Source organism: Sphingobacteriaceae bacterium (genome assembly GCA_016715905.1).
GTDB lineage: Bacteria > Bacteroidota > Bacteroidia > B-17B0 > Aurantibacillaceae > Aurantibacillus.
This window is the reverse complement of the sequence record JADJXI010000020.1, coordinates 179,007-192,223: the sequence shown is the minus strand read 5'-3', so window position 1 is coordinate 192,223 and position 13,217 is coordinate 179,007. Positions and strand designations below refer to the sequence as shown.

Sequence of the window (13,217 nt, the reverse complement as noted above, 5' to 3'; positions counted from 1 at the left end):
ATATTATTTATTCTGTTGCTCTTTCAATTTTTGAAATTCCTTTTCAATTTGCGAGGTGCCGGTTTTTAAAATATAAGCGCCGATAAAGTGCCAGAATAACCCAAAGCCCCAACCTAAAGTACAAAAAAGAGGCCAGGGAATTCCCCCATCTTCTTTTTCCTTACCGGTTATAAACCACAACACCCACAGGAAAGTATTCACCACTAAATAGGTGTATAAATGATTTCTGAATTCAACTCTCTTTTTAGCTTGTTTCCAGAGTATTCGATCTTTTTCGTCTTGCAATGTATTCATGTTTTATTTTTTAGGTTTTAAATAAGCTTGTATGTTTTTAAAATAAATTTCAAATGCTTTGAGTCCGGCATCTGTAATTCTGCATAAGGTTTGCGGATAATTGTCTTTAAATTTTTTTTCTACTTCAATATAACCTGCATCCTTTAACTTTTGAATTTGTACACTTAAATTTCCGGCTGTTGCTTTGGTTTGTTCTTTCAAATAGGTAAACTCTGCTTCTTTAACCGTAACCAGCAAGGATATCACGGCTAAACGTAATTGTGAATGCAATATGGTATCCAAATCATTAAACATGCTGCGACTTAAATTTATTGCGTAGTAAATGACCGGGAATGATGTAACTAAATATTAATGCAATAGCAATGATGAGTAATTGATCAGGCTCGGAAAGAAAAACAGAAATTATTGCACAGGCAAAAGATACTAAACTGCCAAAAATTAAAGGTTTAAAACCAAGTATGCCACCTGTTGTAAATGTAGCAATGCCATATAAAATCATTAAAATAAAATAAGTTGACTTAATGCCGTGAAAAGGCATAAATCCTAAGGCAATAAACATGCTTATTAAAAAAGATCCCCAAATAAAGCTCAAATAAGAATCTATATGCGTTTTAACCGTTTTCTTTTTGCCTTGTTTATATCCGTAAACAGCCGATACAATTCCACCTAAAGGCATTAGCACAGGCCACACTAAATATCCTTTTTCAAATTGCATGTGTATACTTATGTAATTAATAAGCGCAGCAACTGTAACCAACCATCCCCAAAAAATCAATAAAAAGCCGTCGTCAGCCAATTTATTTTTAGCAGCCTGTATCATACCGGTAATAGTAGCCATGCTTTGTTCTGCACTAAATGTTTCTTCTTGATTCATGTTTGTCATGTTAATTAATTCTTCACAAATGTAAAGTAGTTTACATTATAAACCAAATTTTCATGCTTAATACTTGTAAACAATTGTTATTCAGCTTGTTAATTTTTACGGTAGGGTCTTGGATCAGAAATTATGCTTATTTACTGAACTTAAATTCAGTTCTTCTGTTGTAACCGTGTTCTTTATCCGAACAGTTAATATTATTGAAGCAACGATTGCGAATTTGGGTTTCTCCTTTCCCACTATGGGTAATTCTTTTTTTATCTATTCCTTTTTCAATCAGATATTCGGCAACAACCTGCGCTCTTTTTTCAGACAACTTTAAATTGAATTGGTCATCTCCTTGTGAATCGGTGTGTGAAATAATTTCCAATTTCATTTTTTCGTTTTTATTTAAATTGGATAACACTTTATTTAAAACTTCTTCAGTAGATGATGTTAAACGATACTGGTCTTTTTCGTAAATAATATCCTCAATAACCAACAACTCTTTTTCCTGACTAGATTGGAATTTTTTGATGGACATGGTTATATCTTCGTCTACCTTCATTTCCGCTAATTCTAAAATATCTGCTTTTAATAATTTAAACTCAAATCCTTTATTAGATTTGAACATGTATGATATTTTCTTTCCTTCTTGCGTTAGTAATTTCAGTATCCCCACATTTTTATCTTTGGCATTGGCTTTGATGATGTAAGCGGTGTCATTATTCGGAATTTTCACTGCAAAATCTCCATATTTATCTGTTTTTCCCTTGGCTAATGTATCTCGTTTGTTACTGGCTTCAACATGCACATCCATTTCTTCTATAGGTTCTTCTACTCCATCTTTTTCTGAAACTATTTTTCCTTTAATTAATATCTTTTCGTTTTTTAAATGATACCTGAATTTGGCAATTGAACTGGAATAAGAAAGAAATTTACCATCGGGGCCAAACAAAGTAACTTTGGTAAACAAATCACGGCATCTGGCCTCACTATCAGGATGTCCGTTTAAATTCTTGTACTCCACCGTATACTTTACGCTTTCTTTAAAAGGTGGACTTTTTTTAATATTCTCGCACCATTTTTTATACTCCTCCCCTTTATCATAGGATAAACAAATCACTTTTAAGTTATCTACCATTCCACCTAGCAAAATTGTTGTGATTTTTTCTTCCAATGCCCGAACGGAATCAATGGTTTCCACCCTGCGCGGATCAAAACCTTTAAAACGATAAACTAAAAAATAATGTCCTTTATCCGGAATTTTGATGGGACTTATTTCACCATCGGCATTATATGCTATTATTTTTTCATTAAAAATAGCACCTATGGTATCACCGCTAACATTGCCTTTTTGGGCATTGGTTACTATTGCTGAAATTAAAAATAATATTAAAAATGAATAAAGGCGCATATGGCGATTAAGCTAAGATAGGTAATTTAAAATACAGATTTAATAAAGAACAAATTGAATTATTAAAAATTAGGTCTGAAACCCATGTCAATTCAAGCAATTATGATTTTTTAGGAGAAATTTAAAGTTAGATTAGTTATTTAAAGAATCATACTTTTTTTCAGCAATACATCAACTTGTTTTTCAGATGGAATTTGAGCTAACTGTATCCTCCTGGCATAATAAATTGAATCCAGTATTTCTTTTTGTTTTTCTTCAACGAGATTTTTTTGGTTTTCAACCATTTCCTTTTGTTTTTCAATTATTTTCTTTTGTTTTTGCGTTATTTTAAACCTATTAAACATAAATCCGGCAAATAACAAAACAAGCAGTAATCCCATTAACAAGGCATATTGTTGATTTTTTTTAATTGAAAGTTGAGCTTTTTGAGTTTCTAATTGAGCATTTTTTACTTCATTTTCTTTTGCATGAGCTACTGAATCTGCAGCAGCCTTTTTTTCAAACTCATATTTAATTTGCGTTTTTAACGCTGACTTTTTAAAAGCTTCGTTTATAACAGAATCGCGCATATGAATATAAAGTTCAAAATTTGTTAATGCCTCCTTATAATTGCCTAACACTTTATAATTATTACATAATTCCAAAGCGCTGCTGGAAATGTGGGAAGGATTACCTAATTCCATTCCAAGAGAAAGTCCCTTTTTTGCAAATAAAATGGATTTTTCATGCTTCTTGTTTTTAAAAAACAATTCGGATATATTATTATAACAAGTGGCCATACCGCTTTTATCTCCAATATTCTCTCTTATATCGAGGCTTTTATGAAAGTACTTTAAGGCAGAATCGTTTTTTTCAATGCCCATGTACAACTTCGCGATATTGTTATAACTATTTGCTACACCTTTGTGAAATTTAATTTCTTTTCTTAGGGCCAAACTTTGAAAATAATATTGTAAAGCCAATGAATATTCCTTATTGCTTTTATATAAAAATCCTAAATTATTGTATGCCGTTGAAAGCTCTCTTTTGTCTCCCAATTCCATATTCATTTTTATGCTTTTATTAAAATACAACTTGGCTTTTTCCAATTCTCCCGCTTCCTCACAAATTATAGCCAAATCCATCATCGATTTTGCTATACCCGCCTTATCGTTAATTTTCTCTCTTATACTTAATGCTTCCATAAAAAGTTCGGTAGCTTTGCTGTGTTCAGCCCTATTATTATAAATATTAGCTAAATTGGCAAAACATGCAGCCATCAATTTTAAATTTTTAGTTGAATCACAATAACGAATGCTTTCTTGATAATACTGAATTGCTTTTTCAATTAAACCTTGATTGTTAAAAACAAAGGCCAGATTATTGAGCCCTATTGCCGCATCATGATAATTTCTAAATTCCTTATTAATTTGAAGAGATGTGTTAAATGCATCTACAGCAGACTGAAAATCTCCATGCAGATTGTAAAAATACCCGACATTATCTAACGCAACAGCTTTTTGATTATAATAAAACACATTAATGTATGCTGTTTTACTTTTCATTGCATGTTTTTTAATACCATTTTCACAAATTTCAAGCGCACGTTTATTGTAACTTAAGCAACTATCCGGCATTTGTTGTACAGTTAAATCGCTTAAATACATTAATAATTTAACTTTTGATGTGTCCGATTTTTCTTGGCTCAATGCAATCCGCAATGAATCAATTTTTGGTCTTTGCCCCTGAATTACTTTTGCAAATGCCAATAAAATGAAAACAGAGATAATTTGTTTTAATTTCATAGTGAAATTTAATAAAAAAATTTATTAATTCTTCGGTAAATTAATTATTAACTGTAATAGGCGTTATAATTACAAATATTTGAGCCCAATCTGCTTTTCAAAGTTTTACTATTCTGTTTAAAAAAACGTAATGTAACTTTTCCCTTCTGTTTACTTATACTTTATACACAGGTGAGTAATTGTTTTTTAAAAACAGTAATTCGCTAATCGCTTAAAATTGAAATCACTTAATAAATAAAAATATGAAAGTAAAAAAAAAATTATTGGCAGCCCTTGGTTTTATTGCCTTAACACTATCTTCTTGCCAAGAAACGGAAAAAGGACAATATTCAAAACTCTCTTCACAGGATTCTTCTAGCACTTACGAGTGTAGTTCCGTCATAACGGGAAATAAAAATGAGAAATCCATTAATTCTGTCACTTCACCCAACCTGTTGATAGAAAAGATGAATAGTTTGGCACAATTAAAAAAACGCACGCGCAAAAAGGCTTCTCACTTTGTTATAAAAACAAACAGAGATACAATACTTAAATGTAAAGAGGGTACTCTACTTGCCATTCCGGCTCAAGCATTTTTAAATAGTTCCACTTTAAAGCCAATTACAGGACAGGTTAAAATTTCGGTAAAGGAATTTTATAAAATATCAGACATGATAATGGCTGGATTAAGTACGAAAAGCTACGATCAATTACTGGAAACCGGTGGAATGATTCTTATTCAAGGTCTCGATAAATTAAGTAATGATAGTTGCATTTTAAGTCCCGGCAAAAACATTGCTATTGCTATGCCACAGTCATCCACCGCCTCAGTGGATCGCATGCAGTTATTTAATGGAGTTCGTGATAATAACATTGTAAATTGGGTGCCAGGCTCTAGTATTTTAGCAAGGGCACAACGATGGAGAAGTGGTGGAGGTTTTTTTCCTCAAAGTATTATTTTACCAGATGCCGGCTTGCCTTTCACGAATGAAGGTTCGAAGTTAAAACCACTAAATACCTGTTCAAAAAAGGAAAACCTGCAAGCTCAAATGAAAATACCACTCAGAGAATTGTTGTACGGTTCAAGTATACGAACGAAAAAAGTAAGTGCTTATATTGATACTTCCGGAAATCTGATATGTTATAAAACTCCTAATACCAGAAATTCAATTAAATTTAATGAAATATATAACCCCATCATCAGTCAAAACCTCAAAGTGAATGTAGCTGTTGAGGTGAAACTAAACTACAAATCACATCTTAATCAGGATTATTACCAGAAATTATTAAAAATGGGTAAGTGTAATGCCGATAGTTTGATAGCTACCACCGTTACCTTAAACCCTAATGCAAAACTTATAGACTATGAGAAGGCAAAGAAATATTTAAATAATGTTGTGACTATAGATGAATATAAAATAAAACAAAGGCGGAATTTTCTAATAAATGAGGAGTATGAAAAAAACTTAAAAAGATTACGGTTGGAAAATGAAGAAAAATTGTCCACTTCAGAAGGTAAAGAGGAGAATTTACAAAACGCTAAGAACTATTTTTTGCTAAACACCACAAAATTAGGATGGATAAACTGTGATAAATTTAATTCAACCCCTAACAGAGTGGATTATTATGTAAAAGTGAAGGAAAATGAAAGTGTTTTGATTGTATTTGATTCATTAAAATCAATAGTAAACTGTGATCCAAGAGGATTTGTTGGAAATGCGCCGCTCAATGAAAAAATTACCATTGTGGGTTTAAAAACAGAAAACGGACAGCTTAAGATGGCCATTCACCAAACATCTATTAGCAAAGAGCCTTTTGAAGGATTGACCTTTGAGTCGGTATCGGTAAGTGAATATAAAAGAAAGTTAGAAAAGTTAAATAAACAGTTTTGACAGTCAAAACTTGATGGGCCATAAAACTTCATACTTTTTCCTTATTAAAATTGCAGAATTCTTGACAAAAAGAACTTATTAAAATAACGTGAAAGGAATCTAATTGCTTAATTCCTTTAAACTATAAAGTCAATTTTTAATTAATCCATTCTGTAAATTACAACGGTAATTTGCGAACTTTTAATTACCGTTTATTGACTTAATGCAAAAAAACCCCGCTTTTGCGGGGTTTTGTGACTACTGTGTAGTCCCAGCGGGACTCCTTTTTTTACACTTATTTTCATACCTTTATGCAAGTTTCCAATAACAAACATATTTCATTATCAAATATGAGATACAAAGGAAAGCAAATAAAAGTAACTGAATGAATGTAATGTTTTAACCATGTTTTAACCATTTAACTATGACAGATTATAAAGTAAAAAATGTATTATTTACAGGTAAAAAGTACTCCAATGGAGAATCCCCTATATTAGTAAGAGTAACTGCTTTAAGGAAATCTATTTATCTAAGCACTGGTCAAACTTGCTTTAAGGAGAATTGGGATAAGAATACATCTTGCCTATATAGTTCTAAACCCAGAATTAAAGAAAAACAACAAATTGAACTCAATTCAGATAGCTTAAAAGCATTGAAAAAGGAATACTCTAAAGTAAGGGTGAATCTTAAAAACAAAAAAATTAATGCAGAAATTGAAGAGAAACTACAAAAAGTAAAAGATGAAATTAAGAAACATAACCATTTAAAGGATATTAATCTTGTATTTAAATTACTTAAACAAGGAGAAAAAACAGGACTTGAATACTCTAAAGATAGTTACTTATCATTTGCACAAAAGGTTGTAAAAGATGAATTGGTTTCCGGAAATATAAAGTCATATAAAAGATTCAATTCTATTGTGAATAGATTAGAACAGTTTTTAAATAGGCATAATCCTATTGATGCTAATGCAAGTATTGAAAATGACTCAATAATTAAAAAAGAAGATTTAACATTTAGTAATTTAACCCCAGATTTATTAAGGCAATTTGAAGGTTGGATGAAAAAAGAGGGTAATAAAACCAATACAATACATAAAAACTTTAAAGGCATTAGAACTATTCTTTATAGAGCAATCAAAGAAGGTTTGTTCAAACAAGAAAAAAACCCCTTTTTTACTTTCAAACTAAAACAAGATTCTGATACTAAAAAAGCAAAGCTTTCTATTGAAGAAATAAAAAGATTTAAGGGTGTTAAATTGGAAAGTAGTACTTTGATGTTCCATTCAAAAAACTGTTTCTTATTTAGCTTTTTCAATGCTGGGATAAGGATTGGTGACCTACTTCAAATTAAATGGGAGAATATAGAAGAAGGGAGATTAAATTATAAAATGGGTAAAAACAAAAAAAATGTTTCTGTAATGTTAAATAAAGAAGCTTTAAAAATTTTGGATTTATATTCAAGTAAAAGCAATCAACCTCAACAATATATTTTTCCCTTTTTAAATGAGGAAAATGAAGCATTAAACCCCTTACAATTTGATAATTTGCTGTCTACTAAAACAGCTGAAATAAATAAATGTTTAAAGGAAATTGCGAAATTGGCAGACATTAAAAAATCAATTTCAACACACATTGCCAGACATACCTTTAGTGATTTGGCAAGAAGCAAAAATGTATCAATTTATGATATCTCAAAGGCTCTAAGGCATTCTTCTATTAAACAGACTGAATCCTATTTGAAAAGCCTTGATGATGAATCATTAGACAAAGCTTTTGAAACTACATTTGATGGGATTTGATCTAATAAATCAATTGTAATATCAGAATCTTACTTAAAATGATTTTTGCGAAATGAAAATTCTTTTATAGTCATTATCACATGAGCTTTAACATCCAAACTCATTTTTATTTCTCCCATCCTTTAAGTCCTTTACCCCTTGTTATTAAATGCCATTCTAATTCCTGTGATAGTGAAACCAAAACATCCAATTACATAAAAATATCCAATGAGTTCCATGCTACCAAATTTTAAATAGTTCCCTTATATTTCTAATATAAACTTTCATTGATTTTTTCCGTAGAAATTTATAAAATTATTTCATCTTCAGAATTGGCTAAGGGATAACCTGTATCAATTACTTTTATCCCAAAGTCTGCAATTACTTCCTTACTTTCAATTCCTAAAGCTTTTGATAATGTAGAAAGCCTATTAAATTCAACCTCATCAATTTTATTCCCATCAAAGGAATAGGAGTTTATTTCTCCCATTTTGATATGAATAAGGCAATACTTTTGATTTAAAAGCCTTACTACCTCACTCCCTTCCTTGATGTCATTTTTAGTAATTAACCCCTTTAAAAGAGCTTTAAATAGCCTTTTCTTGGCTTCTGGATTAAGAGCTTTAATGTTATTCATTTTCATTAGTATTTAAATGTCTTTCTAACAGGGAGTCTAATTCTTGATTTGATAGCTTATCAATATCAATGTATGAGTTTGACTCTGTTAATTTTGGTAATGCAAAATTGAGTAATGCAAGAAAAGCCTGTGATTTGGCATGACCAGCCTTCATTGACTTCATTTCCTCAAGGAAGTAAAGCAAGTTAGCTTCACAATACTCTGTTATTTGTTCCCTTAGTTTAATGGCATAAGAAGTTCCCTTAGGTCTTCCTTCCCTATTTATATTATTATCTCCTTTTTTAAATGGCATAACTGTTATTTATTGTTTTAACTATGTGATGGGGTTGTATATTACCCTTTTTTAATCTTAAGTAAAAGGTTATTGCAATCCCAAACCTTTTTTTAATTCTTGGCTGAGGTCATACCTACTACCTTCATTAGCCTTTATTTTCCTTTTAATTGCATTTATTTTTTTCTTTCTGTTTTTCTTATCTTCCTTATTCAGATTTGATTCAGGTATTGAATTGATTAATGACTTCAAACAATCTTCTGGGCTAAAGCCAAACTCTAAGCCTTTTTCACATAACAAAATCCATTCTAAAGTTTCAAAATTGCATTGCCTTTTGTTTTCCGGAATTTTGTAATAACCTGTTTTTACAATCTTATTGTATTCTTCCATTAAATTAATTTTACATTCTTTATTAAACTTTTCATCAAATAAACATTTTACTATTACTTCCCTTCTAAAAAAATGGCTGGGTTTTTTGTATTTAATTTCAAATCTTAAATAATCCATTTGAGGGTTATAACCTTTATTATAAGTTAGGTTTTCTCTTATCTCATTACTTAAAGCCTTCTTCATTCTATATCCAGCATCATAAAACTTGATATTGTGCAAACTGCCTTTAAATTCAATTCCTTTATCATAAAACTGAGTTTTCATTCCTTTAATTTTTCTATGACTATTGAAAATATATTTTGGCTTAATCATTGTCTCAAATGTTATTCCTGTTTCCAAACACAAAACAGTTGAGTCAAATAAATTGAAGTCTATTGTGTCAGACAGAATATAAATTGCTTCTGAAATTTTATTGTTTTCATTCTGATAGTTTTGTCCTTCAATAAACTTTGGCAAACTTCCTTGAATCTTTAACTCATTATTGACATTATTATATCTCACTTGTATTAAATTGTTATTAAGGCTAATAGAAAAATTCTCCCATCCAAATCTATTAACTGATATTGGCTCTAAGTCTCCAAAATAGATTTTATCCTTTTTGACAAAAGTTGAAGTTTCTATGTAATCATAATTCATCAAAGCTTTATTGAATCTTACTCTATAATTTGTTTTTTATCAATTAGAAAACTCCAAACCAAATTTTGATACTCAGGCTTTGCCATTCCTTCAAAATGATGAATTGTTACAACTTTTGTATTTAGGTTTTCAAACACTACCAAGTCATATATTTTATGTCTTTCATCAAGAATCCCATAACCAGAAAAATTATAATTAATATCTAAAGGATAAATTGAGGTGTGTATTGAGTCACCTTTGTTGAGACCTTTATATTTCCCATTTTCAAACTTTTTATAGTTTGCTTTTAGTTCAACTATTCTTAACTTATGGATTGCTGAGGAACTGTTATTGCTAAAGTTTCCAATGCCAATTCTATTTGGCAATATCCCTTTTTTACCTTCCTTGTAATAATAACTTGCTTTAGTGCTTTCTTTCAATTCATAAGTTATTGAAGAATATCTTGGCTCTATATATGTCTTATCCATATTATTTTTGTTTAGTGTTTATATAATACTTTTCTAAGAAAGCTTCTAAGTCTTTTCTTTTCACCCAAATTTTTTGACCAAACTGTATAAAGGGGATTTCATTATTATCCCTGTAATTTTGCCAAGTCCTTATGCTTATATTCAAAAGCTTTGGGACTTTTTTAGAATCAATATATTGTTTCGTAAAATCTTCTTCCCCTTTTGCAGAAAGAGTTTCTTTGATGAACTCAATGTCAGTTTTAATCTGACTTAGTTCTGACTGTGGCATTATTGCCATTACTTCTTCATTTTTCATTTTATATTTATTTAATTGTTTTTTTTCTTAATCTTCAAACACACAAAAAAAATTTGCATCTGAATACATCAAAAGGGATGTAACCTTATTTAAGATATACCTAAAAAGAAAGATTATTAACCAATAAGAATTTAAATCAATGCAAGAAAGTGCATTAACTGCTTGATACTGAAAATATAAAAATTAAAAAAAGAAATTATTAAGACAGAAACAAATCCATTAATCTATGATTAGTAGAAGTAGATAAATAAGAAATTATTGTTTAATGCTATTAATAAATTAAACATATAGAAGACTCTAATTGAGCATTGTTTTAACCATGTTTTAACTGTGTGTTTTCAATCAAATAAAAAAAGCAATGTAACTTATTGTATTACATTGCTTTATAACAAAATTGACTACTTTTTATTAGTAGTCCCAGCGGGACTCGAACCCACGACCTACGGTTTAGAAAACCGTTGCTCTATCCAGTTGAGCTATGGGACCCTTTACCGATAACGTCTAAATTGACATTTTTAAGGATTGCAAAGGTAAAAAAAAGAATTATCTGTACAATTATAATTATTTTAGCGTACAATCGTTTTATCCCTTTGCAGCTAAGCGTTATTATAGTTAATTACAATGTTAAACACTTTTTAGAACAGTGTTTATTTTCAGTATTCAAAGCCCTTAAGAACATTGATTCAGAGGTTTTTGTGGTTGATAACAACTCGGTTGACGGATCGGTGCAAATGCTCAAAGAAAAATTTCCTCAAGTTCACTTAATAGCAAATCGGGAAAATACGGGCTTTGCCGTTGCCAATAACCAAGCCCTAAAGCTGACGCAAGGAAAATTTGTTTTACTCTTAAATCCCGACACGGTGGTTCAAGAAGACACCTTTCAAAAATGTATTGATTTTATGGAGGCGCGCGCAGATTGTGGGGGATTGGGAATTAAAATGCTAGATGGGAAAGGTAATTTTTTACCGGAAAGTAAAAGAGGCCTGCCTACTCCACAGGTAGCTTTTTATAAGATTTTTGGACTAGCCAAATTATTTCCTCATTCCAAAAAATTCGGCCAATACCATTTAACTTTTTTAAATAAGAATCAAAACCATAAAGTGGATGTGTTAAGCGGTGCGTTTATGATGATGCGCAAGGAAGTGCTGGATAAAATAGGTTACCTGGATGAAACTTTTTTCATGTATGGAGAAGATATTGATTTAAGTTACCGAATTACCAAAGGCGGATGGAATAATTATTATTTTGCAGAAAGTAACATCATACATTACAAGGGAGAAAGCACCAAAAAAAGTAGTGTAAATTATGTGATTGTTTTTTACAAAGCAATGGCCATTTTTGCCAAAAAACATTTTTCGCAAAGTCATGCGCGAAGTTTTTCATTTCTAATTTACTTGGCTATTTATTTGCGTGCAGGCGCGGCCATCTTAACTAGAGTTTTTAAACAATTATTAATTCCTTCGATTGATCTCACGCTCATTATTTCGGGTTTATTTATCTGCAAATATTTTTACGAAACCCATTTTAAACTTTATCCGAATTTTTATTCTAATGAAATGGTGAATCTATTTTTTCCGGTTTATACACTTATTTGGATGTTCTTTGTGTACATAAGCGGCGGTTATGATAATCCGCTCAAACTTAAAAAAATAGTACGAGGGGTTTTTGCGGGCACGGCCTTGATTCTGATTATTTACTCTTTATTACCTGAATACTATCGCTTTTCAAGAGCTTTAATATTAATAGGTTCCGTTAGCACACTTTTGATTTATTTAATTACACGATTAATTTATCATTTTACTGGAATTCAGAAATTCAAACTGGGTGCTTATCATAAGAGCAACAGAATTGCCATTATTGGCAGTGAAATGGAATACGAAAGAGTGAAAGTGATCCTGGAACAAACCAAATTAAAAGCTGACTTTATAGGTTTTGTAAGCTCAGAAAGCAATGGGGTAAAAAAAGAAAATTACTTGGGGCAATTCAGTCAGATAAATGAAATAATTGATGTGCACAATATTCAGGAAATTATTTTTTGTGCCCGAGATATTTCTTCAAAAGAAATAATTGATAAAATGGTAACCTTTGTAACTAAAGGGGTAGAGTTTAAAATAGCACCTCCCGAAAGTTTATCCATTATTGGCAGCAATAGTATTGATACAGCCGGCGATTTATATGTAATTGATTTTAATAACGTAGGGCGACCTGAAAACAAAAGGAAAAAAAGACTATTGGATATTAGTGTGAGTTTGTTTTTACTTGTATTTTTTTGGATTTGGATTTGGTTCCAGAAAAATAAATTCAACTTTTTAATAAATTGTTTCAAGGTATTATTGGGAATAAATTCATGGGTGGGTTACGGCAAAGCGCTTCGTAAGGATTTACCCAGTATTCGTCCATCTATATTAATTCCTTATGATCCAATCGAAAAAACAAGCCCCGATCAAATTAACCGTGCTTTACTAGATTATTCTAAAGATTATAAAATTGAAAATGATATATTCATTCTTTATAAGAATATGCAAAAACTAGGCAACTAG

The 13,217-nt window shown here is 30.6% G+C and carries 13 protein-coding genes and 1 tRNA gene; 3 read left to right on the top strand and 11 right to left on the bottom strand.

The features are described 5' to 3' along the window. Positions 1-3 precede the first annotated feature (3 nt). The 5 genes from IPM51_16270 to IPM51_16250 form a co-directional block, all read right to left on the bottom strand. Positions 4-294 carry a 2TM domain-containing protein gene (locus tag IPM51_16270; GenBank protein ID MBK9285852.1) on the bottom strand — a complete coding sequence of 97 codons (291 nt, stop codon included), beginning with the start codon at positions 292-294 and terminating at the stop codon, positions 4-6. Positions 295-297: 3 nt separating this feature from the next. Beyond that, positions 298-588, bottom strand: a complete 291-nt coding sequence (locus IPM51_16265) for a transcriptional regulator (protein ID MBK9285851.1) — start codon at positions 586-588, stop codon at positions 298-300. Beyond that, positions 581-1,168 (bottom strand): hypothetical protein, encoded by a 588-nt coding sequence (locus IPM51_16260; protein ID MBK9285850.1) that lies wholly within the window; start codon positions 1,166-1,168, stop codon positions 581-583. The genes IPM51_16265 and IPM51_16260 overlap by 8 nt, the downstream gene beginning before the upstream one ends. Positions 1,169-1,304: 136 nt before the next feature. Beyond that, a complete protein-coding gene (locus IPM51_16255) occupies positions 1,305-2,567 on the bottom strand; it encodes an OmpA family protein (protein ID MBK9285849.1) in 1,263 nt (420 codons plus the stop codon). 140 nt (positions 2,568-2,707) lie between these two features. Continuing rightward, entirely contained in the window at positions 2,708-4,351 is a 1,644-nt protein-coding gene (locus tag IPM51_16250) for a tetratricopeptide repeat protein (GenBank protein MBK9285848.1), read from the bottom strand. 242 nt (positions 4,352-4,593) lie between these two features. Here IPM51_16250 and IPM51_16245 point away from each other — a divergent pair, with 242 nt between their 5' ends. Beyond that, positions 4,594-6,222 (top strand): hypothetical protein, encoded by a 1,629-nt coding sequence (locus IPM51_16245; protein ID MBK9285847.1) that lies wholly within the window; start codon positions 4,594-4,596, stop codon positions 6,220-6,222. Between the two features lie 403 nt (positions 6,223-6,625). After that, positions 6,626-8,002, top strand: a complete 1,377-nt coding sequence (locus IPM51_16240; GenBank protein ID MBK9285846.1) for a site-specific integrase — start codon at positions 6,626-6,628, stop codon at positions 8,000-8,002. A gap of 286 nt (positions 8,003-8,288) precedes the next feature. Here IPM51_16240 and IPM51_16235 read toward each other — a convergent pair whose 3' ends face one another. From IPM51_16235 to IPM51_16210, 6 genes are all read right to left on the bottom strand, one after another. Next, a complete protein-coding gene (locus tag IPM51_16235; protein MBK9285845.1) occupies positions 8,289-8,618 on the bottom strand; it encodes a hypothetical protein in 330 nt (109 codons plus the stop codon). Then, complete coding sequence (locus IPM51_16230; GenBank protein MBK9285844.1) at positions 8,611-8,910, bottom strand: hypothetical protein; 300 nt, start codon at positions 8,908-8,910, stop codon at positions 8,611-8,613. The genes IPM51_16235 and IPM51_16230 overlap by 8 nt, the downstream gene beginning before the upstream one ends. 69 nt (positions 8,911-8,979) lie before the next feature. Further along, positions 8,980-9,915, bottom strand: a complete 936-nt coding sequence (locus tag IPM51_16225) for a hypothetical protein (protein MBK9285843.1) — start codon at positions 9,913-9,915, stop codon at positions 8,980-8,982. 17 nt (positions 9,916-9,932) lie between these two features. Continuing rightward, positions 9,933-10,382 carry a hypothetical protein gene (locus IPM51_16220; GenBank protein ID MBK9285842.1) on the bottom strand — a complete coding sequence of 150 codons (450 nt, stop codon included), beginning with the start codon at positions 10,380-10,382 and terminating at the stop codon, positions 9,933-9,935. A gap of 1 nt (position 10,383) precedes the next feature. Further along, on the bottom strand, positions 10,384-10,677 hold the full coding sequence (locus tag IPM51_16215) for a helix-turn-helix domain-containing protein (protein MBK9285841.1): 294 nt from the start codon (positions 10,675-10,677) through the stop codon (positions 10,384-10,386). A 412-nt stretch (positions 10,678-11,089) separates the two neighbouring features. Beyond that, positions 11,090-11,163 (bottom strand) — tRNA-Arg (locus tag IPM51_16210). Positions 11,164-11,183: 20 nt separating this feature from the next. Here IPM51_16210 and IPM51_16205 point away from each other — a divergent pair. After that, on the top strand, positions 11,184-13,217 hold the full coding sequence (locus IPM51_16205) for a glycosyltransferase (GenBank protein ID MBK9285840.1): 2,034 nt from the start codon (positions 11,184-11,186) through the stop codon (positions 13,215-13,217).